Origin of the sequence: Geobacillus thermodenitrificans subsp. thermodenitrificans DSM 465 (assembly GCF_000496575.1) — a bacterium.
Classification (GTDB): Bacteria; Bacillota; Bacilli; order Bacillales; family Anoxybacillaceae; genus Geobacillus; species Geobacillus thermodenitrificans.
Genome location: NZ_AYKT01000001.1, coordinates 154,158 through 177,159 on the forward strand (window position 1 = coordinate 154,158; position 23,002 = coordinate 177,159).

Sequence of the window (23,002 nt, forward strand, 5' to 3'; positions counted from 1 at the left end):
GAGCTTGTCCTTTTTATTCATGCGTCCGTTTTTTGTGAGCAAATCCGGCGCCCATAATGACGATGAGAATGAGTGCTGAAGCAGCGATACCGATTATGTTTTGTTCGGCGATAAAAACGCCGATCGCCATGATGGCGGCAACCGCGAGAATCGCAAACAACAGCGGCACAGCCTTGATGCGTTTCATCCGCTTGACTCCTTTCTGGCAAAATGGGGCATCTTTTTTAAGTTTACCGGAAAATATGCTGATTTTCTATGGTTGTGATATAATAGACAAGCAGTTTGCCTAATGGGAGTGAACGACATTGACGAATAAACGATTGGATCTGCGTAATATTGCGATTATCGCCCACGTCGACCACGGAAAAACAACGCTCGTTGACCAGCTGCTTCGGCAGTCAGGAACGTTTCGCGAAAACGAACAAGTCGAGGAGCGGGCGCTTGACCGCAATGATTTGGAGCGGGAGCGCGGCATTACGATTTTGGCGAAAAACACAGCGGTGTTATATAAAGGAACGCGCATTAACATTTTAGATACGCCGGGGCACGCCGATTTCGGCGGGGAGGTTGAGCGGATTATGCGCCTTGTCGATGGCGTTTTGCTCGTCGTCGACGCATACGAAGGCTGCATGCCGCAAACGCGGTTCGTGCTGAAAAAAGCGCTTGAGCAGCGGCTCGTGCCGATCATCGTCGTCAACAAAATCGACCGCGAGTTCGCCCGTCCAGCGGAAGTTGTCGATGAAGTGATCGATTTGTTTATCGAGCTTGGCGCTTCTGAGGAGCAGCTCGAGTTTCCGGTTGTGTATACATCGGCATTGCACGGAACATCAAGCCTTGATCCGGAACGGCAAGATGGCGACATGACCGCCTTGTTTGAAACGATTATCAACCATATTCCGGCGCCGGCTGACAATCGCGATGAGCCGTTGCAATTCCAAGTGGCGCTGCTCGATTACAATGAATACGTCGGACGTATCGGCATCGGCCGCATTTTTCGCGGCACGATGAGAACTGGCCAGCAAGTCGCCTTGTTAAAGAGAGATGGCGCAGTGAAACTATTCCGTGTCACGAAGCTGTTTGGCTTTATCGGCTTAAAGCGGATTGAGATTGATGAGGCGCACGCCGGCGATATCGTCGCTGTCGCTGGAATGGAAGACATTAATGTCGGCGAGACGGTGTGCCCGCCTGACCACCAAGAGCCGCTACCGCCACTTCACATTGATGAACCGACGCTGAAAATGACGTTTCTCGTCAACAACAGCCCGTTTGCCGGTCGTGAAGGCAAGTATGTCACCGCCCGTAAGTTGGAAGAACGGCTGCGCACCCAGCTCGAGACCGATGTCAGCTTGCGTGTCGAGCCGACCGAGTCGCCGGATGCGTGGGTCGTTTCTGGTCGCGGCGAGCTCCATTTAGCCATCTTAATCGAAAATATGCGCCGCGAAGGATACGAATTGCAAGTATCGAAGCCGGAGGTCATTGTAAAGGAGATCGATGGCGCTCTATGTGAGCCGATTGAGCGGGTTGTTATCGATGTTCCTGAAGAATATACCGGTGCCATTATGGAATCGCTTGGCAGCCGCAAAGGCGAGCTGGCTGATATGGTGCATGGCGGCAACGGGCAAGTTCGCCTCGTCTTTCATGTGCCGTCGCGCGGCTTGATCGGCTACCGGAGCGAGTTTATGTCGCTGACGCGTGGATACGGCATTTTAAATCACTCGTTTGACCATTATGCCCCAGTGCAGCCAGGTATGATCGGCGGACGTCGTCAAGGGGTGCTCGTCTCGATGGAAACCGGTAAGGCGACGGCTTACAGCATCATGCAGCTTGAAGACCGCGGCACAATTTTTGTGGAACCGGGTACGGAAGTGTACGAAGGGATGATTGTCGGCGAACATAACCGTGAAAACGATCTGGTCGTCAACATTTGCCGCGAAAAACATGTGACAAACATGCGCTCGTCGACGAAAGAGCAGACGGTAACGATGAAAAAGCCGCGCCTTTTGACGCTCGAAGAAGCGCTTGAGTATTTGAATGACGATGAATATTGCGAAGTGACGCCGACATCGATCCGCTTGCGCAAAAAAATCTTAAACAAAAGTGAGCGTGAAAAGGCGGAGAAGAAAAAGAAAGCCGCTCAACAGGCAAAATAGCAGGCAGCGGCATTCCCTAGGCGGACAGGCGGATGTATGCTGGCTGTATTGCTTGATGATTGAGAAGTCCGGAATGGTCTAGGTTTTTGCAGGACATTCAGGTGAATGGGGGGGGAATCGTGTGAATGTGCTCGAACGGCTGACGTTTTTCGCTTCACTCTATGATGTACACGAAGATCCCGAGCGCGGCATGTGGCTGCTTTATGCCACCGTGTTGTTGCTTTCGGCGCTTGTGTATCGGCTTGGCTTTGCCCGCCGGCTGCCATTGTTAAAAAGCGTCATCATTTATACATTGCTTGCGCTCGGCTGCACCATTTTAACGTTTTTTGCTGTTTTTTTGCCGATAGCAGAAGGATTGACGGTTGCCGCTCTCGTATTGATCATTTACAAAATTCGCCTCAAGGAGGCGAAACAAGAGGAACAGCCATAAATGAAAAGGCGGTGGCGTGATGAAATCGGTTCAAGAGGCTCTTTACAATTGGCTGACGATTCATCTTGTCGCTAATGCCCGCCCGCACGATGCAGCGGCACGCGACACGGCGTCGTTTTTTCTCTCCATCTTGGAAAGCGATTTTGGTGTGACAGCGGTGAACGCCGTGAAAGATGAAGCGAACGGTCAATACGTTGTCGAATATGTGCGTGGCGGAGAAAAACATTCGTCCTATTTCCCTGCGGAGTTGGCTGAAGCGATATGGCGACAAATCGAAGCCGAACCAGAAAAGTACGGTTCCTAGCAATGAAAACGGCACTAAAAAGCGGTTGCTTTTCAGTGCCGTTTTTTTGCGGTTACCAGTTATCTTCAGCACAGACGCCGCGGTAGAAGCGGAATTTTCCGGTCGCCAGTCGCTGCTTTGTTTTTTCGGCAATGCGGTCATGGCATTGGCGGCACATGTACGTATGGATCGGGCGGTTGCGCAGCCGTTTGGCGAGCAACGATTCGTCATCAATGGTATCGATTTGTTCGCAAAGCACGCATTTAACTTTCATTGTTCACCTCACTGAATCTCCCGATGGCGAAAATCGCGAGGGGGTGCGTATAACAGGGGTTCTTCATACACGTACGTGCACAACTCACCCTTGTTCGGCAAGACGTTCATAGGTAAACACCCTGACGGCGCTTAACGCCCTGTACGCCCGATTCAAGATATGGAATGTTTTCTCTATGCAGGAATAGTATATCATCGTTCACCACAGCAAAGCAATCGGTTCATCCTATATCAAAAGACAAGGTTATATGGAATGGAACCGATTGTCATTTGTAAAAGGGAAGCTGCGGGCTGTCCTCCTATTTACTTGCAGCATGGTCGCACCGGAATCATTTAGCGATTTAAATGTTCGTTCGACTGTTTATCTTGACGCTCATTCAGTTGCCGTTCTTCCTGCTCGTTCAGCTGCCCGTCGTTTTCTTCCGTCGGCTCAGGCGTCGTTTCAAATAAGTCGCTTGGTACTTCCGGCATCACCCGTCCGACGATGTCAGCAATTTCATTCATAAACGCCTGCACCGGTCGTCCATCATCGATTTGTTTGCCGATGTTGCGCACGCGGGTGTAAAGGTCCGGGTCAGCGACAATAATAGCGTTGGCGCCGTATGGATCTTTTTGCAGCGCTTCGGCGACGGAATATTTAATCGTGCCGACGCGCGAGGCGTCGACGTTAGCACCGACGTCAATGCCGACGAGGGCATATTTGCCGACGACAATCGCTGCCGCGTCATGAACGTTTGGGACGCGGTTGGCGATCTCTGCTAGTCGGCGGGCGATTTCCTGTCCGGATTTGTTTTCTACCTTTTCATCAACCGTATTTTTTACGCGTACGAGCGAACGGTCGGACTCCTTTGCCTCATTATCATTTCCGATGGCACATGCGCTTAAAAGAAGAACGCATAGAACAGCCAGCCAGTAGTTTTTCTTCATCATCTGCCCACCTCGCCTTTTTTTACTTTATTTTGCAAATATCCTTCTATCTTTATACATTTTTTCATATGCTATACTACAGCCATTCCCATCCGGTGCAGAAGGCGAAAAACGGATATAGGGGGAAGCGGAATTTGGGAAAGAAAATCTATGTGCTCGATACGAACGTGCTCTTGCAAGATCCGTATTCCATCTTTTCATTTGAGGATAACGAGGTCGTCATCCCGGCTGTTGTGCTTGAGGAAGTGGATTCGAAAAAGCGCTATATGGATGAAATCGGAAGAAACGCTCGCCAAGTGTCGAAGTTGATCGACCGCCTTCGTGAAAACGGCAAGCTGCACGAGAAAATTCCGCTAGAAAACGGAGGGGTGCTGCGCATTGAATTGAACCACCGCTCCTTTCAGCAACTTCAAGAAATTTTTGTTGAAAAAACGAATGATAACCGCATTTTGGCAGTCGCAAAAAATTTATCGCTCGAGGAACAGGCGAAAGAAAATGGACGCTCTGTCATTTTAGTGAGCAAAGATGCCCTCGTGCGCGTCAAAGCCGATGCGATTGGGCTGCAGGCTGAGGACTTTTTAAGCGACCGTGTCGTTGACGTCGACCACATTTACACCGGGTTTTTGGAGCTGTACATAGGAAACGACCACTTGCAGCGGTTTTACGAGAAGGGAGAGCTTGTGCTGGCCGATATTGCAGACCACCCGTTTTACCCGAATCAGTTCATCATTATGAAAGATGCGTTTGGCAGTTCGACCTCGGCGATTGGGATCGTCGACCAAAACGGAAAAAAGGTAAAAAAGCTCGTCTTCCATCAAGAGCATATATGGGGCATTCGCCCGCGCAATGTGCAGCAAACGATGGCGTTTGAGCTGCTCATGCGCGACGACATTCCACTTGTGACGTTAATCGGTAAAGCCGGTACTGGCAAAACGTTGTTGGCGCTTGCTGCCGGCCTGATGCAAACCGAGGACTTGCGCACGTACAAAAAACTGCTTGTTGCTCGACCAATTGTGCCGATGGGGAAAGATCTCGGCTTTTTGCCGGGGGAAAAAGAAGAAAAGCTGCGTCCATGGATGCAGCCGATTTTTGATAACCTTGAATATTTGTTTAACACGAAAAAAACAGGGGAGCTGGACGCTATTTTAGCCGGTATGAGCTCGATCGAAGTTGAGGCGCTTACCTACATTCGCGGTCGCAGTTTGCCGGAGCAGTTTATCATTATCGATGAGGCACAAAATTTAACGAAGCATGAAGTGAAGACGATTTTAACACGCGTCGGTGAAAAAAGTAAAATTATTCTGATGGGTGATCCGGAGCAAATTGATCATCCGTATTTGGACGAGTATAACAACGGCTTGACGTATGTGGTCGAAAAGTTTAAAGATCAAAAAATCGCCGGCCATATCCGACTCATCAAGGGGGAGCGTTCGGCGCTTGCCCAGCTCGCCGCCGACTTGCTTTAAACCCGCTTCCTGACACGAATGGCTGCCCAAAGTGCGGCTAACAGCTCCCCCAAATGAGGCAAAAACCGGGCGGTCCCTTCATAGGGCGCCCGGTTAGCGGACAATCAACTCACGCACATTCGTAATCGGCATTTCACGGTTTGAGCCGTCGCCAAAATAAATGTGAACGGGTCCGTCATCGCGCAGCGGTTTTCCATTTTTCGAAAAAGCGAAAATCAAGTCGTATGCTTTCTCGAGCGGGATCGCAATCTCCTCATTTTGTGCCACGATAACAAGTTCAGAAGCATCTTCATGCGGTTCGGCATTTCGCAAAAACGGGGCAAACGGCATGCCGAACGAACCGGTGATGATTTTTTCCTTCAAAAAGCGCTGCTCTGTTTTCAACGTCGGTGGAAAAACGGCACCCTCTTGAATTTCCCGGTCCCAAAAAGCCGACCATTTTTTGATTTCCTCTTCCTCTTGGTCCTTTTCTGTTACTTCCGGTTTCGGTTGCGAAAAATACGTGTCCAAATCGATTTTTCGGTCGTCGAAAATCCAGACGCCGGGATCAAGCGTGATCGTAAATTTTACTTTTCCAGTCAGCATAATAATATCGCTCATCAAAGCATCCTCTCCTCTGCATTTTCCCGCTGTTTTTAGTATAATAATAAATAAAAGGTTTGTCATGTTCCAAGCTGTTCGACTGTCAACGGTTTCAACTTGCAAAATGGCTTGTTTCACGTTAACATTTAAAGAAGGATAGGGGAGAGAACGGAGGGATCGATGTGACGGACGAATCGATGAGCTATCAGGAAAAGGCGTACGCGCTTTTACAGGCGGATGCAGAAAAAATTATTCAGCTCATCCGCGTGCAAATGGATCATTTGACGATGCCACAATGTCCGCTATATGAGGAAGTGTTGGATACGCAAATGTTCGGCTTGTCGCGGGAAATTGATTTTGCGGTGCGCCTCGGCCTTATCGAGGCAAAAGAAGGGAAGGCGCTCCTTGACCGGCTCGAGCGTGAGCTCTCCGCGTTGCATGAGGCAGTAACGAAAAAGCGCGTGCGATAACAATACATGGCAACTCAAACGATTGGTCTGCCGTCGTTTGAGTTTTTCTGTTTTTCGGCAGGAAAACGGTGTGCCGCTGCGAATGATTTTATGTACATAACTGTGTAAATGGGGAAGAGGGAAGATGGAACGACAATTGTGGAAGAAAGTATTGAAATGTTACGATTATCCGCTTGTGATTGCGATCATTATGCTATCGTTGTTCGGATTGATTATGGTGTACAGTTCAAGCATGGTTACCGCTGTCATCCGCTTTGAAGTACCGAGCGACTATTTTTACGAACGGCAAAAGCGATGGCTCATCGGCGCGTTGATCGCCTTCGCTGTCATGGCTATGATCCCGTATAAAGTGTGGCGGAAAGAACGATGGGTGAAACTAGTGTTTTTTACTTCCCCGTTGATGCTGATTGCAGTTGCTTTTCTCGGCCATACGGCCAACAACGCCACGAGCTGGTTTCGTGTCGGGGCGCTCTCGGTCCAACCGGCGGAGCTGGCGAAGCTCGGATTGATTTGGTACTTGGCCGCAGCGTTTGCCAACAAGCAGAAACGGTTGGCTGAGCCGGTGAAAAGCAATTTGTTCCCGATTTATTACACGCTGTTTATTTGTTTTTTAATCGCCATTCAGCCGGATTTTGGCACGGCAGCGATCGTGTTTTTCATCGCGATGTGCATCATCGTATCATCTGGGCTGCGCCTCATTTTGCTCCTAAAGCAACTGCTCTTTTTTACCCTCATTGGGGCGATGCTATCGCCGTTTTGGCTTCCAGTTGTGGGTGGAAAGATTTTTTCGGATGAACGAATGTCACGCCTTTATAGCTATTTGGATCCGTTTAAATACGCGAGCAGCGACGGCTACCAGCTTGTCAATTCGTACTTAGCGATCGGGCTTGGCGGATTGAAAGGGCTCGGGCTCGGAAAAGGTGTGCAAAAATACGGCTATTTACCGGAATCGCACACGGATTTTATTATGGCGGTCATTGCCGAAGAACTCGGGCTGTTTGGCGTGATGTTCACGCTTGGGTTGCTTTCGTTTATCGTGCTGCGCGGGTTTTGGGTCGCTCGTCGTACCAACGATGCGTTCGGCAGTTTGCTCGCCATCGGCATTTCTGTCATGATCGGCTTTCAAACGTTTATTAATGTCGGTGGAGTCACAGGAATCATTCCGATCACCGGTGTGCCGCTGCCGCTTGTCAGCTACGGGGGAACATCGCTCGTCCTCATGATGGCCTCACTTGGCTTGCTTGTCAATATTTCGATGTTTACGAAATATGAACAACGGTATAAAAAAAGTAAAAAAATGACTGTCGACAGACAGAAAAGAGGTCTGACTTTTTAGAAAGTGTATTTACAAAATAGAAAAAGTTTTATAGTTTAAATTAGAAAGGAGGAAAGACGATGAAGACAAGACGAATTCGCAAAGTGCTCGTAGCTAACCGCGGGGAGATCGCCATCCGCGTTTTCCGCGCCTGCACGGAGCTTGGCATCCGCACCGTGGCCATTTACTCGAAGGAAGATGTCGGCTCATACCACCGCTATAAAGCGGATGAAGCGTATTTAGTCGGTGAAGGAAAAAAGCCGATTGAGGCGTATTTGGATATTGAAGGCATCATTGAGATTGCCAAGGCCCACGATGTCGATGCGATTCACCCAGGATATGGGTTTTTGTCAGAAAATATTCAATTTGCTAAACGGTGCCGTGAAGAAGGAATTATTTTTATTGGCCCGAATGAGAACCATTTGGACATGTTCGGCGACAAGGTGAAAGCGCGCCATGCGGCGGTGAACGCTGGCATTCCGGTCATTCCGGGCAGCGACGGGCCGGTCGACGGCCTTGAGGACGTTGTCCGCTTCGCCGAAGCGCACGGCTATCCGATCATCATTAAAGCAGCACTTGGCGGCGGTGGGCGCGGCATGCGCATCGTCCGTTCGAAGTCGGAAGTTAAAGAAGCGTTTGAGCGTGCCAAATCGGAAGCAAAAGCGGCGTTTGGCAGCGATGAGGTGTATGTTGAAAAGTTGATCGAAAATCCAAAGCACATTGAAGTGCAAATTTTAGGTGACTATGAAGGAAATATCGTTCACCTTTATGAACGCGACTGCTCGGTGCAGCGCCGCCACCAAAAAGTCGTCGAAGTCGCGCCGAGCGTCTCGCTGTCGGACGAGCTGCGCCAACGTATTTGCGAGGCAGCGGTTCAGCTTATGAGAAGCGTCGGTTATGTCAATGCCGGCACGGTCGAATTTCTCGTTTCGGGTGATGAGTTTTATTTCATCGAAGTCAACCCGCGCATTCAAGTCGAGCATACGATCACCGAGATGATTACTGGAATTGATATCGTCCAGTCGCAAATTTTAATTGCTGATGGCTGTTCGCTTCATAGCCATGAAGTCGGCATTCCGAAGCAGGAAGACATCCGCATTAACGGTTATGCCATTCAGTCGCGGGTGACGACGGAAGACCCGCTCAATAACTTTATGCCAGATACTGGGAAAATCATGGCGTATCGCTCCGGTGGGGGCTTTGGTGTACGTTTGGACGCCGGCAACGGTTTCCAAGGGGCAGTCATTACGCCGTATTACGATTCCTTGCTCGTCAAATTGTCGACATGGGCGTTGACGTTTGAGCAGGCAGCAAGAAAAATGCTGCGCAACTTGCGCGAGTTCCGCATTCGCGGTATTAAAACGAACATTCCGTTCTTGGAAAATGTCGTCCAACATCCGAAGTTTTTATCAGGCGAATACGATACGTCGTTCATCGATACGACGCCGGAACTATTCGTGTTCCCACGCCGGAAAGACCGCGGAACGAAAATGCTCACTTACATCGGCACAGTGACGGTCAATGGATTCCCAGGCATCGGCAAAAAGAAAAAGCCGGTGTTTGACAAGCCGCGCTTGCCAAAATTGAGCGAGGCAGAGCCGATCCCGGCCGGAACGAAGCAAATTTTGGACAAGCATGGCCCCGAGGGGCTTGTCCGCTGGATTCAAGAACAGCCGCGGGTGCTCTTGACCGATACGACGTTCCGGGACGCTCATCAGTCACTGTTGGCGACACGAGTCCGCACGGTCGATTTAGTGCGTGCAGCCGAGCCGACGGCGCGCTTATTGCCGAATTTATTCTCGCTTGAAATGTGGGGCGGGGCGACGTTTGATGTGGCGTATCGCTTTTTAAAAGAGGATCCGTGGGATCGGCTTCTGAAGCTGCGCGAGCGCATCCCGAACGTGTTGTTCCAAATGTTGCTCCGTTCTGCCAACGCCGTAGGCTACAAAAACTATCCGGACAACGTCATCCGCGAGTTCGTCGAAAAATCGGCGCATGCTGGCATCGATGTGTTCCGAATTTTCGACAGTTTAAACTGGGTGAAAGGAATGACGGTGGCGATCGACGCCGTCCGGCAGAGCGGCAAAATCGCTGAAGCGGCGATTTGCTATACGGGTGATATTTTAGATCCGAGCCGGTCGAAATACAATTTGGATTACTATAAGGCCCTTGCGAAAGAGCTTGAACAGGCGGGTGCGCACATTTTGGCCATTAAAGATATGGCGGGGCTCTTGAAGCCGCAGGCGGCGCATGTGCTCATTTCCGCGCTCAAGGAAACAGTCGACATTCCGATTCATTTGCATACGCACGACACGAGCGGTAACGGCATTTATACGTACGCGAAAGCGATTGAAGCCGGCGTTGATATTGTTGATGTCGCCATCAGTTCGATGGCCGGCTTAACGTCTCAGCCGAGCGCCAATACGCTTTACTATGCGCTTGAAGGGACCGAGCGGGCGCCGGAAGTCGACATTTACGGTCTTGAGCAGTTGGCGCGCTATTGGGAAGATGTGCGCAAGTTTTATCAAGAATTTGAAAGCGGCATGAACGCGCCGCATACGGAAGTGTACATGCACGAAATGCCAGGCGGCCAATACAGCAACTTGCAGCAGCAGGCGAAAGCGGTCGGTCTCGGCGATCGGTGGGATGAAGTGAAAGAAATGTACCGCCGCGTCAACGACTTGTTCGGCGATATTGTCAAAGTGACGCCGTCATCGAAAGTCGTCGGCGATATGGCGCTTTACATGGTGCAAAACAACTTGACGGAACAAGACATTTTCGAGCGCGGCGAAACGCTGAACTTCCCTGATTCAGTCGTCGAGCTGTTTGAAGGATATTTAGGCCAGCCGCACGGCGGATTCCCGAAAGAGTTGCAGCGCATTATTTTAAAAGGACGCGAGCCGATCACTGTCCGTCCGGGGGAACTGCTCGAGCCGGTTGATTTTGAGCAAATGAAAAAAGAGCTGTATGACAAGCTTGGCCGCGAAGTGACCGACTTTGATGCCATTGCGTACGCCCTTTATCCGAAAGTGTTTCTTGAATATGCAGAAACGGTGGGAAAATACGGCGATGTGTCTGTACTCGATACACCGACGTTCTTGTATGGCATGCGCCTTGGCGAGGAAATTGAAGTGGAAATCGAGCGCGGAAAAACGTTGATCGTTAAGCTTGTGTCGATCGGCCAGCCGCAGGCGGACGGTACACGCGTCGTCTACTTCGAGCTGAACGGTCAACCGCGTGAAGTTGTCATCCGCGATGAAAGCATTAAAACCGCAGTCGTTGAGCACATTAAAGCGGATCGGACGAACCCGAACCATATTGCGGCGACGATGCCGGGTACGGTCGTTAAAGTGCTTGTCGAAAAAGGGGAAAAAGTCGACAAAGGGGACCATTTAATGGTCACGGAAGCAATGAAAATGGAAACGACCGTGCAAGCACCGTTTGCCGGTGTTGTCAAAGACATTTACGTCAAAAGCGGCGATGCGATTCAGGCAGGCGATTTGCTCATCGAGTTGTCCAAATAAAAAAACATTGATCTTGGCACAAGCCGGTTTCCTAAAAAAGGGATGCCCAACATTTGTGGGCATCCCTTTTATGCAACGAGTGAGCGTTATTTTAGTGGCGCCGATGCCGTGTCCTCGACCGACCGACCCGCGGCTGTCGCCGGCCGGCGGCGGGTGCGGAGCGCCAAGAGCAGTAAATAGCTGAGCACGCCGAATAGACAGGAGATGAAAAAGGCGTGCGCCAAGGAGATATACAAGTTCAACTCGGTAAAAACGACAAGCGCGCCGGTCACCATTTGCGCAAGAACAAGAAGAAGAGAGATGATCCATCCGTAATAAATGACCGGCTGTTCGCGGTAATAACGGGCGGCATGCACCGTTGCAACAGCGATCCAAATGATGATAACGGCAGCCGCCAGACGATGCCCCATTTGCACCCATTCGTGAAACTGCACGGGGAGGAGGCGTGACTTCGAGCACAGCGGCCAGCTCGGACAGGCAAGACTGGCATTCGTATGGCGGACAAGCGCTCCAGTATAAACGACCAAGTACGAATAGATGATGATGCCATAAATATGGAACCGCATTTGGCCGTCAAGCTGAAGCGAAGTGGCAGAAAACTTTTTGTCAACTTCGAAAATAAGCAATGTCAACAACAGCACAGCAGCAAATGAGATGAGCGAAATACCAAAATGTAACGCCATAACGAAATCGGACTGCCCCCACACAACCGCGGCGGCGCCAATTAATGATTGCAAGACGAGAAAAACAAAAGAGAGAACGGCTAAAGGCTTTGTTTCCCGCACATGCCCCATGACCCGCCATGACCGAATGCAAAGAATGAGCACCATGATGGCGGCAAGCCCGGAAACAAGGCGATGGCTCAGTTCGATCACGAGTTGGGGTGTAATGTCATCCGGTATCCATTGGCCGTGGCACAGCGGCCATGATCGGCCGCAACCCATGCCGGAGTCCGTTTTTGTCACGAGTGCTCCGCCGATCAGCACAAACAGCATCGCCACCGTTGTTGTCGAGGCAAACCATTTTAATGAACGTTGCAAAATCTTCACCTTCTTGTATTGAGAAATTATGATTTTGTCCATATTAGTAAAGTAATGAAGTTTATCGCAATCATCGGCATGTCAAGCCAAGTCTATTTTACACGATGACGCCATGAAACACAAAATGACGTTTGCATATTGAATAAGTCACTTAAGTTTGCTAGAAATATTAATGGGACAAGCGTATGAACCGATTTCTATGTCAGGCATTCAAAAATTTGACACAAATTATTCAAAAAAAGTTCACATGATCTGAAAAAAATGTGATTTAATATAAAGAGAAAACAAATCTTTTTGTTCTTTTTTCGTATTGGATAGAATGTTAAGCAATAAGCAATATGATGGCGCTGTTCTCATCACGGATGGCGCAGCGAGGAGGAACAGGAGAATGGCCGATTTGAAAGCGGTGCAAGAAGCCGATGTTCGGCAGCGCCCGCAGGCAAGCATAAAGATGTTTTGGAAAGAGTTATCGGCAGTTGTGAAAATCGGAATCGTTAATTCCAACTTGATCACGACATTTGCCGGAATGTGGTTGGCGTTTTATTTTACTGGAGAGCGATTTTTAGAAAACTTGCATATCGTCTTTTTCACGCTGTTCGGGGCGGCGCTTGTCATCGCCGGATCGTGCAGCATTAACAATTTTATAGACCGCGATATTGACCAGCATATGGAGCGGACGAAAACGCGGCCGACGGTGACGGGGACGATGGAGCCGCGGCGGGTGCTTTGGCTTGGGGTGACGCTTGTTGCCATCGGGACGATGAGCCTGCTCATGACAACGGTTACGGCTGCAATTGTCGGGCTGATCGGCGTGGTGACTTACGTTTTCCTGTATACGCTTTGGACGAAGCGCAACTATACGCTTAACACCGTTGTCGGCAGCATCTCTGGTGCTGTACCCCCGGTGATCGGCTGGACAGCGGTCGATTCGGATTTCCATATCGTTCCGCTCATCTTGTTTTTAATCATGTTTTTATGGCAGCCGCCTCACTTTTTGGCTCTAGCGATGAAGCGGTGTGAAGAATACCGGGCTGCCGGCATCCCGATGTTGCCGGTCGTTCATGGCTTTGAGATGACGAAGCGGCAAATCATCGTCTGGGTGGCATGTTTGTTGCCGCTGCCGTTTTATTTGTTTTCGCTCGGCATCCCGTTTTTAATAGTCGCAACGGTGCTGAATGTCGGGTGGTTGCTGTTAGGCCTATGGGGCTTGAAAATGAAAGACGACATCAAGTGGGCCAAGTTGATGTTTGTCTACTCGCTCAACTATTTGACGATTTTGTTCGTGGCGATGGTCATCGCCACGATTTGGTGAACAGGTTAAAATTCTTTCTTCGTGAAAGAATTTATATACATTTATCCATTATCCATCAAAGAAAGAGGGGTTTGATTAGGCTATGAAGAAAGGGCTACGGAACTGGCGCTTATTTTCCTTGTTTGGGATGATGGCGCTGTTGCTCGCCGGCTGCGGCAAGCCGTTTTTGTCGACGCTTCAGCCTGCCGGTGAAGTAGCGAACATGCAGTATTCGCTCATGTTGTTGAGCACGTCGATTATGGTGCTCGTCATTGTTGTCGTAGCGATCATCTTCGTCTACGTTGTGATCCGCTTCCGGCGGCGGAAAGGGGAAGAAAATAAAATTCCGAAGCAAGTGGAAGGGAACCATAAACTGGAAATTATTTGGACTGTCATTCCGATTATCCTCTTGCTTATTTTAGCGGTGCCGACGGTAGCGGCGACGTTTAAGTTGGCGGATGTAAAGCCGATGAATGACAAAAACCGCGATAAAGACACGGTTGTTGTCAACGTGCGCGCCAATTTGTACTGGTGGGAGTTTGAATACCCGGATTATGGCATTATTACGAGCCAAGATTTAGTCGTGCCGACGAACGAAAAAGTCTACTTTAATTTGGTGGCGTCGGATGTTAAACACTCGTTCTGGATTCCGGCCGTTGGTGGCAAAATCGACACGAACACGGACAATAAAAACCAGTTTTGGCTCGTCTTTGACCAAAAAGCGACAGACAAAGCAGGCGGTGTCTTCTACGGCAAATGTGCTGAGCTTTGTGGTCCGTCTCATGCATTGATGGATTTCAAAGTGCGCCCGCTGCCCCGTGCAGAGTTTGATGCATGGGTAGAAAAAATGCAAAAAGCGGAAAATCCGGTTGTGACCGATCCGGTTGCTAAACAAGGGGAAGAAATCTTCAATAAAAGCTGTATTGGCTGCCATGCGGTGTCGCCGGTAGACAATCGTCCGGAGCAAGCGCGTACAGCGCCGAACTTGGCGGGCTTCGCTGACCGTGAACGGATTGCCGGCATTTTGGAACACAATGAAGAAAACTTAAAAAGATGGCTGAAAGACCCTGAAGGTGTGAAACCTGGAAATAAAATGACGGGTACATATGGCCAGCTGACAGAAGAACAGCTTGATGCATTGACAAAATATTTAATGAGCTTAAAAGTGGAATAAGGCATAAAAGGGAGGTTTCGCTGTGAGTACGATCGCTCGCAAAAAGGGCGTTGGGGCCGTTTTATGGGATTACCTGACGACGGTCGACCATAAAAAGATCGCCCATCTGTATTTGATCTCTGGTGGCATTTTCTTCCTGCTTGGCGGTCTTGAGGCGTTGTTTATCCGCATTCAGCTTGCGAAGCCGAACAACGATTTTCTTGTTGGCGGCTTGTACAACGAAGTGCTGACGATGCACGGGACGACGATGATTTTCTTGGCTGCCATGCCGCTTGTTTTCGCGTTTATGAATGCGGTCGTGCCGCTGCAAATCGGCGCACGCGATGTTGCATTTCCGTTTTTAAACGCGCTTGGTTTTTGGCTCTTTTTCTTCGGTGGGGTGTTTTTAAACTGTTCATGGTTTTTAGGCGGCGCTCCTGACGCAGGTTGGACATCGTATGCGTCGTTGGCGCTCGATTCGAAAGCGCACCATGGTGTTGACTTTTACACCCTTGGGTTGCAAATTTCAGGCTTGGGGACATTAATAGGCGGAATTAACTTTCTTGTTACGATTATTAACATGCGCGCTCCAGGCATGACGTTTATGCGTATGCCGATGTTCACTTGGGCGACATTTGTGACGTCTGCGCTCATCTTGTTCGCGTTTCCGCCGTTGACGGTTGGATTGATTTTCTTGATGATGGATCGATTGTTTGGTGGAAACTTTTTCAATCCGGCTGCTGGCGGTAATACGATCATTTGGGAGCATTTGTTCTGGGTGTTCGGCCATCCGGAAGTATACATTCTTGTATTGCCAGCATTCGGTATTTTCTCGGAAATTTTCGCGACATTCTCTCGTAAACGGCTGTTTGGCTATTCATCAATGGTATTTGCAACGGTGCTCATCGCCTTCTTAGGATTCATGGTGTGGGCGCACCATATGTTTACGGTCGGAATGGGGCCGATTGCGAACGCCATCTTTTCTGTCGCAACGATGACAATTGCGGTGCCGACAGGAATTAAAATTTTCAACTGGCTATTTACAATGTGGGGCGGGAGCATCAAGTTTACGACGCCGATGCATTATGCGGTGGCCTTCATCCCATCGTTCGTTATGGGTGGGGTAACCGGCGTTATGCTGGCAGCGGCAGCGGCTGACTATCAGTATCATGACAGCTATTTCGTTGTTGCCCACTTCCATTACGTCATTGTCGGTGGGGTTGTGTTTGCCTTACTTGCTGGTACGCATTACTGGTGGCCGAAAATGTTTGGCCGCATGCTAAACGAGACACTTGGCAAAATTACGTTCTGGCTGTTCTTTATCGGATTCCATTTAACGTTCTTTATCCAGCATTTCCTTGGCTTAATGGGAATGCCGCGTCGCGTGTTCACATTCTTGCCGGGGCAAGGGTTGGAGACCGGTAACTTCATCAGTACGGTCGGAGCGTTCTTTATGGCGGCCGCAACGGTTGTTTTACTCATTAACATCGTGATTTCGGTAAAAGGTGAAAAAGCGCCGGCCGATGCATGGGGTGACGGCCGCACGCTCGAATGGGCGATCGCTTCGCCGCCACCAGTATACAACTTTGCCCAATTGCCGCTTGTTCGCGGGTTAGATCCTCTCTGGCTTGAAAAAATGGAAGGGAAGAAGGAATTGACGCCAGCTGAGCCACTTGGCGACATTCATATGCCGAACTCGTCATTCCTGCCGTTTATCATGTCGTTCGGCTTGTTTGTGGCGGCATTTGGCTTTACGTACCATCAAGAGACGGCTTGGGGCTTGCCGGTGGGTATTCTCGGCTTGCTCATTACGTTCGGTTCGATGTTCTTGCGCTCAGTGATTGATGATCACGGTTTCCACATTCATAAAGAAGAAGTACTTGAACTTGAGAAGAAGGGGGCGAACGCCTGATGCACGTAGAGGAAAAACTGACGCCCGAGACGTTCCCGGCGGCGCCGGAACGAGCCACTCTTGAGGGGAAAAATAAATTTCTTGGTTTCTGGCTGTTTTTAGGCGGAGAGACGGTGTTGTTCGCCTCTCTCTTCGCCACCTATTTAGCGCTCAAAGACAAAACGAACGGTGGCCCTTCCGGTGAAGAACTGTTCCAAATGCCGATTGTGTTTATGGCAACGATGCTTCTGTTAACGAGTAGCTTAACGAGCGTTTACGCCATTTACCATATGAAAAACTTTGATTTTCAAAAAATGCAACTTTGGTTTGGCATTACCGTGTTGCTTGGCGCCGGATTTTTGGCCTTGGAAATTTATGAGTTTTATGAGTATGTTCATGAAGGCCATAAGTTTACGTCCAGCGCTTTCGGCTCTGCGTTTTACACACTTGTTGGCACGCACGGTGCTCACGTTGCGTTTGGGTTGCTTTGGATTTTAACGTTGATGATTCGCAACGCCAAGCGCGGGTTAAATTTATACAATGCCCCGAAGTTTTACGTCGCGAGCCTTTATTGGCACTTTATCGACGTCGTCTGGGTGTTCATTTTTACCGTTGTATACTTAATGGGAATGGTGGGGTGAACGTATGACGAACCAAATGAATTCAGGAAATGAGCGCGTCGACTTAGCGTACCGCCGTCGGAAAAATGCGGAAGAAATGCGTCATCAAGTGATTGCTTTCGTGCTGATGATTTTATTGACGCTCATCGCTTTTGCTGCGGTTGGTTACGAAGAGTTTTCCCACTGGTTTGTCATTCCGTTTATTTTGCTTTTAGCTGGTGTACAAGTAGCGTTTCAGCTGTACTATTTCATGCATATGAGCCATAAAGGGCATGAATTTCCAGCCTTGTTTATATATGGCGGCGTGCTTGTCATGTTAGTTCTCGTCTGGGCGTTTTCGACGATCGTTTGGTGGTAGACACAAGGGGGGAATCGGTATGGATGCCGGTTTCCCTTTTTTAATAGCTGTTATCCTGCCGCATGTAGTATAATGGGAAAAGGACAAAGCAGGAGGAGATTCCTATGTTTCAATCGCTGCAAATGTTTGGCACAGTTGCGCTTTGGAGTCCGTTTTTTCTGTTGGCATTGCTGACTATTGCCGTATTGTATCTCGCAGCTACCGGACCGTGGCGGCAGCGGTTTGGTCTTGATGTTCCTGTTTCGAGAAAGCAAAGAGCGTACTTTTTGACAGGAATTGTTCTTCTTTACGTATGCAAAGGCTCCCCGCTCGATTTGATGGGGCATTTAACGTTTACCGCCCATATGGTGCAAATGGCTCTGCTTTATTTACTGGTGCCACAATGTTTTATTTTAGGAATTCCAGCGCCGTTTTATGAGCGGATATTCCGCATTGCAATCGTGCGCCGTTCGTTTCAGCTGTTGACAAAACCGATCGTGTCTTTGTTTTTGTTTAATGGTTTATTTTCGTTGTACCATGTTCCAATGGTGTTTGATGTCGTGAAAACGAATATGTTTTTGCATGCTTTTGTCACAACGGTCATTTTCATTGCAGCTTTTTTCATGTGGTGGGCGCTTGTTAATAAACTTTCGGGCTGGACGACATTATCAGGATTAAAAAAAATGGGATATATTTTTGCTGACGGCATGCTGCTTACACCGGCTTGTGCGCTCATTATCTTTGCAGGCACCCCGCTTTATGAGACGTACACAGATCCAGAAGCCTGGATGACCGGGTTGGCGCTTTGCGTGCCGCAAGGAATATTAGCTTCGCTTGATTTGACCGGACCGCAAATGTTTTTGTCGATGTCCCCGCTTCATGATCAGCAGCTTGGTGGGATATTGATGAAAATTATTCAAGAAATTGTGTATGGGACTATGCTGTTCTTTGTTTTTAGAGAGTGGTATCAGAAGGAGCGGGAAAAAGAACCGAGCATGGATATGACGCCACGGCCGACGAAACTGTAACGTGCCGTTCATCGTAAAGAAGAGACGAAGGGAAGGGAAGAGAAGCCATGGAGATGTTACCGACGATCAGCACGAGTTGCATCGTGATCAGCGCCCTGCTTGTCGCTTACGGTTGGTACTTGATCAGCCGCAGGCGGACGGAAGCGCATAAAAAGGTGATGTTGGCCGCTGCTGTCTTTGCGCTTTTGTTTTTTGTCATTTATATGTCGCGGACGTTGTTTATTGGCAATACGAGCTTTGGTGGACCAGAGGACGTCAAGGTGTATTATACCGCATTCCTCTTTTTCCATATTGTTTTAGCGACGATTGGGGCAGTGTTTGGCCTTGTGACGATTTGGAGCGGCTTAAAAGATAATCGGTCCCGCCACCGCCGTCTCGGTCCAGTGACAAGCATCATTTGGTTTGGCAGCGCCTCAACCGGGGTTGTTGTCTACTGGTTGCTTTATGTGCTTTATCCGGGGGGACAGACGACATCGCTCATTAAAGCCGTATTGGGCTTTTAGCCGGCCGAGTAGCGCCGGCTGCCGGCCCCGCATAGCATAAGCATAAGCAGAGAATGCGCAGCGGGAGGGGAGTGCGGTGAATACGTTGCGATACCGGAAGCGGAGCGCCGTGGAAGCGACGCTGCTGACGATTGTCATGATGTGTGTGCGCGAGTGGGAAGAAGTGTTGCCCGATGATTGTGAAGTGCTCGTGACTGTCTTCCAAAGAGGCCGATGCCGCATCACCGTGAAGCTGTCCATCCGGTACGGGGCGCCGGTGCTCGCTGTTTGCCGCGAGCTGCAACAGCAAATTGCTGAGGAGATTGCCGCCATGACACCGTACGTGGCTGAGGCCATTGATGTCACGGTCAAGCGGCTTGTGATGCCGTGAAAAAACGCATGAGAAATCAGCTCTCATGCGTTTTTTCATTACTCCTTGACCTTCTCGAGTTCGCTTTTGATTTGCGATAATAGTTTTTGGCATTGGCTGACAAGGGAAGATGGAAAATGTTCATCCTCACCATATTCGACGCCATGCGGATAGTAATGTTTCCCTAAAATCGGCGTGAGTAGCTTAATGAGGGCATAGCGCGAATCGACATTTCCCTCGACCGCGTATCCTTGAACGCGCAAATAATATGTCCCTTCCTTAATCACATATTTCCGGTCGTACGTGACCCGCTCATAATCCCATTGCGCCGCGCGTACAAAACCGAGACTTTTCATGATGTCATCAAGGCGGGACAGTTCAACTGTCTGATTTTCGAGTCCGCTATTTTCAAATTTCATCTGTCTTCCTCCTAACAACGCAGTATGTAGAGCGCCAAAAAGGAAATCATCCCCTCATTTATAATAGTACGAAAACGGTTTGCTTTTCAACGAATTGTTTGCCATTGTTTTTGTTTTAGGTGCATTTTTTCTCGTTTCGGGCACATAATAACAAGCAGAAAGGAGAGACGGACAATGCAAACAGTACGGGACGTTATGTCCACTGATATACAATATTGCACCCCGCTCGACAACATTTATGAAGTAGCCGTGAAAATGCGTGAATTTGATGTTGGGGCCATCCCCATCGTCGATGATGGCCACTTGGTTGGAATGATCACTGACCGCGATTTAGTCGTACGCGGTATAGCGGAAAAGCACCCCGGCTCGACGGCGGTGACGGAAGTGATGAGCCGTGATCTTGTAACGCTATCCCCTGATGATTCGGTGCAAAAGGCAGCAGACATGATGGCGCGCCATCAAATTCGCCGGCTCCCCGTCGTTGAAAATGGCCGTTTAGTCGGCATTGTGGCGCTTGGTGATTTGGCGACGAACCGCTATTCCGACGAAAGCGCCGGCCGTGCGCTGAGCGAGATTTCCGAACAACATAGCGTCCATTAGCCAATCAGACAAGGCATCGCTTCTTTTAACGAGACAAGACGCTCTTTTTGGGCGTCCTCTTTTTTTTGGCTTTGAAAAACGGCTATAATGACAGTAAGGATATTGTGTAGAAAGCGGGAGTTGCTTTGTGAGATGGTTCTTCCTTTTTTTGTTATTCTTGATCGGGTTTTATTACTTTGCACCGAGCCCACCGCCCCCAAACCCCGTGGAACAGCCGAAGACAGACGGTCATGTGTTGACAGAGCCGAAGGCGACCGCTGGCATTGTCTCTTTAATCGGCCGACCGGCGCAAGAAGCGAAAAAACAGCTTGGCGAGCCAGAGCGGATCGATCCCTCCGCCTATGGCTATGATTGGTGGGTGTACAGTCGCCATTCGGAATCGTACGTGCAAATCGGCGTGCTTCATGGCAAGGTCGTTACCGCTTTGGTTGGCGGGGAAAAGGTGAACGTCGAGCCGTTTGCAGTCGGTCAGCGCCTGCAGACGATTTTTCAAACGATGCCGGTCTTATCGAACATTGAAATTAAGCTAAGCAGCGGGACGTATCGGTTTGAGCTGTCCGAACAAGATTATTCATCAAGGCCGGTCGTCAAAGTTGGCGATGCTTATGCCCAGCTGTACATCGATCGCTTTACCGGCAGCGTAGCAGCCGTTCGTCTGATGGATGCGGAAACGTTCGTTAAGCTGCAGCCGTACGAGCTTGTTTACCGCGGCCGCCTCCCCACGGTTGCTCCTTTGTCGGAAGAAGAGCAACGAAATGTGGATGCGGCCAATGCGAAACAAATTTTTGACTGGACGAATTTGCTCCGTCACCGCTATGGGCTTTCTTCCCTTATGTGGGATGACCAAGCGGCCACCGCCGCCGCCAAGCATAGCCGGGACATGCATGACAACCAATTTTTCTCCCATGAATCGCCGCAATATGGGGATTTATCCCAACGGTTGGGCGTTCTTAATATTTCTTTCCAGTTGGCTGGGGAAAATATCGCTGCTCATCAGGTGGATGGTGTGGAGGCGACCATCGGATGGCTCAACAGCGAGAAACATCGGGAAGTTATGCTAAACGAAGAATTTACTTACCTTGGTGTCGGCGTCTATGAGGATTATTACACGCAAAACTTCTTTACCCCACTGTAAAAATTGGGCGCACGTTCGCTTGCTGGGTGCGATATGATATGGCAGATAGGCATGAGTGGATGAAAGGGATGAGAACCGCCATGGCCAAGCCTCTGCATCCTTCTGTTGAGCAATTCAAACAGTTTGTGAAAAAACATCCGAAACTTGTCCAAGAGGTGCGCAGCGGCAAAAAGACGTGGAAGCAAGTGTATGAGGATTGGTATTTGTTCGGGGAGGACGATGAAATATGGGATCCGTATCGTGAAGCAAGCCGCAAGGAGAAAGAGGAGGAAAAAGGAACAAACACATGGCTTGATAAGCTAGCTGCAATGCTCGGACAGCTCGATGCGGAAGAGGTGCAAAAACATTTAGCGAACGTCCAACAGGCGATCACTGCCATTCAAAGCATTCTTTCTGAATTTCAAGGGGCTGGCTCGCAGCGCCCGAACAAAGAGGAGCATCCGTTTTCTTTCCGCAAAGACTAAAGGGTGGTGGCGATGAGAAAGGACGTATGGCAATATATACAGGCAAATCCAATGTTGCGTGCGTTTTTGCGCGAACAGCCCCGATGGTATCGGCTGCTTGCCCGCCGCCCGCATGAGCTGTCGACGCTTCAGTTGGCTGCTTTGCGCCATTACGAGCAAACGATTCCCGATAAGGTAGAAAAAATTGCCCAATCCCTGCAAATGGCATCGCTCATGTGGCAAATGTTCAAAGCGCTGCGTGACTAATTTAACAGCAAACAGCAAAGACTAGCCCTAAAAGGGAGTGATGTCTTTGCCGAAGTGGCTTGTATGGCTTGGGTGTGTGATGCTGCTATTGGTGCCTGCCATCGGCGGACCGGCGGCAACGTCAGCCGCCCTTCATGAACCATCCGCGGGCGGGCTATTGGAAGTAAAGCATCAGGTGCAAGGGAATGACGTTCTCATTGAATGTTTTGCCGCTCAGTTTCCGTTTCGCAAAGGAAACGGCGGTGGGCATATTAACGTCTATGTCAACGAACAAAAGGTAACGGAAGTATATACCGCTGCGTTTATCGTGCGCGGTCTGCCGAGTGGAAAGCATGTCATTCGCCTTGAACTCGTTTACAACGATGGAAAGGTGACTGGCATGACGCATGAATTTGATGTGGATATTCCGTAACAAATGGCGGGTGGCGGCTTTGGGGCAAGAGTCGCTCCCGCCTCGTTTTTATGCGCTTTTTGGCCTATTCACGAAAGGGGCCTTTTGCTCTTAA

26 protein-coding genes are annotated in these 23,002 nt (G+C 49.5%); 20 read left to right on the top strand and 6 right to left on the bottom strand.

All coding sequences use genetic code 11. The features are described from left to right. Positions 1–13: 13 nt before the first annotated feature. A complete protein-coding gene (locus DSM465_RS19385) occupies positions 14–187 on the bottom strand; it encodes a DUF5325 family protein (protein ID WP_008878739.1) in 174 nt (57 codons plus the stop codon). A gap of 118 nt (positions 188–305) precedes the next feature. Here DSM465_RS19385 and typA point away from each other — a divergent pair, with 118 nt between their 5' ends. The 3 genes from typA to DSM465_RS0100835 all read left to right on the top strand — a co-directional run bounded on the left by typA (position 306) and on the right by DSM465_RS0100835 (position 2,884). Beyond that, positions 306–2,150 (top strand): translational GTPase TypA, encoded by a 1,845-nt coding sequence (typA, locus tag DSM465_RS0100825; protein ID WP_029760396.1) that lies wholly within the window; start codon positions 306–308, stop codon positions 2,148–2,150. Positions 2,151–2,271: 121 nt separating this feature from the next. Next, entirely contained in the window at positions 2,272–2,580 is a 309-nt protein-coding gene (locus DSM465_RS0100830; protein WP_029760397.1) for a YlaH-like family protein, read from the top strand. 19 nt (positions 2,581–2,599) lie between these two features. Beyond that, on the top strand, positions 2,600–2,884 hold the full coding sequence (locus DSM465_RS0100835; RefSeq protein WP_008878736.1) for a hypothetical protein: 285 nt from the start codon (positions 2,600–2,602) through the stop codon (positions 2,882–2,884). Between the two features lie 52 nt (positions 2,885–2,936). Here the strand turns inward: DSM465_RS0100835 and DSM465_RS0100840 are convergent, their stop codons facing one another. Together DSM465_RS0100840 and DSM465_RS0100845 are read right to left on the bottom strand one after the other, a co-directional pair. Next, positions 2,937–3,137: a YlaI family protein gene (locus tag DSM465_RS0100840; RefSeq protein WP_008878735.1), complete on the bottom strand. Its 201-nt coding sequence runs from the start codon at positions 3,135–3,137 to the stop codon at positions 2,937–2,939. Positions 3,138–3,469: 332 nt separating this feature from the next. Then, positions 3,470–4,063: a YhcN/YlaJ family sporulation lipoprotein gene (locus DSM465_RS0100845; RefSeq protein ID WP_008878734.1), complete on the bottom strand. Its 594-nt coding sequence runs from the start codon at positions 4,061–4,063 to the stop codon at positions 3,470–3,472. A gap of 134 nt (positions 4,064–4,197) precedes the next feature. Between DSM465_RS0100845 and DSM465_RS0100850 the strand changes: the two genes are divergently transcribed. After that, entirely contained in the window at positions 4,198–5,529 is a 1,332-nt protein-coding gene (locus DSM465_RS0100850; protein ID WP_008878733.1) for a PhoH family protein, read from the top strand. A gap of 93 nt (positions 5,530–5,622) precedes the next feature. Here DSM465_RS0100850 and DSM465_RS0100855 read toward each other — a convergent pair whose 3' ends face one another. After that, on the bottom strand, positions 5,623–6,129 hold the full coding sequence (locus tag DSM465_RS0100855; protein WP_029760398.1) for a hypothetical protein: 507 nt from the start codon (positions 6,127–6,129) through the stop codon (positions 5,623–5,625). A gap of 179 nt (positions 6,130–6,308) precedes the next feature. Here DSM465_RS0100855 and DSM465_RS0100860 point away from each other — a divergent pair, with 179 nt between their 5' ends. The 3 genes from DSM465_RS0100860 to pyc all read left to right on the top strand — a co-directional run bounded on the left by DSM465_RS0100860 (position 6,309) and on the right by pyc (position 11,420). Then, positions 6,309–6,581 carry a YlaN family protein gene (locus tag DSM465_RS0100860; protein ID WP_029760399.1) on the top strand — a complete coding sequence of 91 codons (273 nt, stop codon included), beginning with the start codon at positions 6,309–6,311 and terminating at the stop codon, positions 6,579–6,581. A gap of 124 nt (positions 6,582–6,705) precedes the next feature. Beyond that, positions 6,706–7,917 carry an FtsW/RodA/SpoVE family cell cycle protein gene (locus DSM465_RS0100865; protein ID WP_011887087.1) on the top strand — a complete coding sequence of 404 codons (1,212 nt, stop codon included), beginning with the start codon at positions 6,706–6,708 and terminating at the stop codon, positions 7,915–7,917. Between the two features lie 59 nt (positions 7,918–7,976). Further along, positions 7,977–11,420 carry a pyruvate carboxylase gene (gene pyc, locus DSM465_RS0100870; RefSeq protein ID WP_029760400.1) on the top strand — a complete coding sequence of 1,148 codons (3,444 nt, stop codon included), beginning with the start codon at positions 7,977–7,979 and terminating at the stop codon, positions 11,418–11,420. An 86-nt stretch (positions 11,421–11,506) separates the two neighbouring features. Here pyc and DSM465_RS0100875 read toward each other — a convergent pair whose 3' ends face one another. After that, positions 11,507–12,460 (bottom strand): COX15/CtaA family protein, encoded by a 954-nt coding sequence (locus tag DSM465_RS0100875; protein ID WP_029760401.1) that lies wholly within the window; start codon positions 12,458–12,460, stop codon positions 11,507–11,509. Positions 12,461–12,848: 388 nt separating this feature from the next. On the opposite strand from DSM465_RS0100875, the gene cyoE reads away from it, so the two are divergent. From cyoE to DSM465_RS0100915, 8 genes are all read left to right on the top strand, one after another. Continuing rightward, positions 12,849–13,772 (top strand): heme o synthase, encoded by a 924-nt coding sequence (gene cyoE, locus DSM465_RS0100880; protein ID WP_029760402.1) that lies wholly within the window; start codon positions 12,849–12,851, stop codon positions 13,770–13,772. 82 nt (positions 13,773–13,854) lie between these two features. Then, positions 13,855–14,925, top strand: coding sequence for a cytochrome c oxidase subunit II (gene coxB, locus DSM465_RS0100885; protein WP_008878725.1), 1,071 nt, complete (start codon positions 13,855–13,857; stop codon positions 14,923–14,925). A gap of 22 nt (positions 14,926–14,947) precedes the next feature. Next, complete coding sequence (gene ctaD / locus DSM465_RS0100890) at positions 14,948–16,816, top strand: cytochrome c oxidase subunit I (protein WP_008878724.1); 1,869 nt, start codon at positions 14,948–14,950, stop codon at positions 16,814–16,816. Further along, the gene (gene ctaE, locus DSM465_RS0100895) at positions 16,816–17,436 is read left to right on the top strand and encodes a cytochrome c oxidase subunit III (protein WP_008878723.1); all 621 of its coding nucleotides are present in this window, start codon (positions 16,816–16,818) and stop codon (positions 17,434–17,436) included. Before ctaD ends, ctaE begins: the two co-directional genes overlap by 1 nt. Positions 17,437–17,440: 4 nt before the next feature. Further along, positions 17,441–17,773, top strand: coding sequence for a cytochrome c oxidase subunit IVB (ctaF, locus tag DSM465_RS0100900; RefSeq protein ID WP_008878722.1), 333 nt, complete (start codon positions 17,441–17,443; stop codon positions 17,771–17,773). Between the two features lie 104 nt (positions 17,774–17,877). Continuing rightward, positions 17,878–18,780, top strand: a complete 903-nt coding sequence (gene ctaG / locus DSM465_RS0100905) for a cytochrome c oxidase assembly factor CtaG (protein WP_008878721.1) — start codon at positions 17,878–17,880, stop codon at positions 18,778–18,780. Between the two features lie 47 nt (positions 18,781–18,827). After that, positions 18,828–19,283 (top strand): DUF420 domain-containing protein, encoded by a 456-nt coding sequence (locus DSM465_RS0100910; protein WP_008878720.1) that lies wholly within the window; start codon positions 18,828–18,830, stop codon positions 19,281–19,283. A gap of 76 nt (positions 19,284–19,359) precedes the next feature. Beyond that, the gene (locus tag DSM465_RS0100915) at positions 19,360–19,653 is read left to right on the top strand and encodes an Asp23/Gls24 family envelope stress response protein (RefSeq protein ID WP_029760403.1); all 294 of its coding nucleotides are present in this window, start codon (positions 19,360–19,362) and stop codon (positions 19,651–19,653) included. Positions 19,654–19,691: 38 nt separating this feature from the next. Here the strand turns inward: DSM465_RS0100915 and DSM465_RS0100920 are convergent, their stop codons facing one another. Further along, positions 19,692–20,051 (bottom strand): YugN family protein, encoded by a 360-nt coding sequence (locus DSM465_RS0100920; RefSeq protein ID WP_029760404.1) that lies wholly within the window; start codon positions 20,049–20,051, stop codon positions 19,692–19,694. A gap of 174 nt (positions 20,052–20,225) precedes the next feature. Between DSM465_RS0100920 and DSM465_RS0100925 the strand changes: the two genes are divergently transcribed. The 5 genes from DSM465_RS0100925 to DSM465_RS0100945 all read left to right on the top strand — a co-directional run bounded on the left by DSM465_RS0100925 (position 20,226) and on the right by DSM465_RS0100945 (position 22,908). Beyond that, positions 20,226–20,651, top strand: coding sequence for a CBS domain-containing protein (locus DSM465_RS0100925; protein WP_008878717.1), 426 nt, complete (start codon positions 20,226–20,228; stop codon positions 20,649–20,651). A 127-nt stretch (positions 20,652–20,778) separates the two neighbouring features. After that, positions 20,779–21,786 (top strand): CAP domain-containing protein, encoded by a 1,008-nt coding sequence (locus DSM465_RS0100930; RefSeq protein ID WP_029760405.1) that lies wholly within the window; start codon positions 20,779–20,781, stop codon positions 21,784–21,786. Between the two features lie 80 nt (positions 21,787–21,866). After that, the gene (gene ylbD, locus DSM465_RS0100935) at positions 21,867–22,250 is read left to right on the top strand and encodes a YlbD family protein (RefSeq protein ID WP_029760406.1); all 384 of its coding nucleotides are present in this window, start codon (positions 21,867–21,869) and stop codon (positions 22,248–22,250) included. Between the two features lie 12 nt (positions 22,251–22,262). After that, a complete protein-coding gene (locus tag DSM465_RS0100940) occupies positions 22,263–22,496 on the top strand; it encodes a YlbE-like family protein (protein WP_008878714.1) in 234 nt (77 codons plus the stop codon). Positions 22,497–22,536: 40 nt separating this feature from the next. After that, positions 22,537–22,908: a hypothetical protein gene (locus tag DSM465_RS0100945; protein WP_008878713.1), complete on the top strand. Its 372-nt coding sequence runs from the start codon at positions 22,537–22,539 to the stop codon at positions 22,906–22,908. Positions 22,909–23,002: the final 94 nt, after the last annotated feature.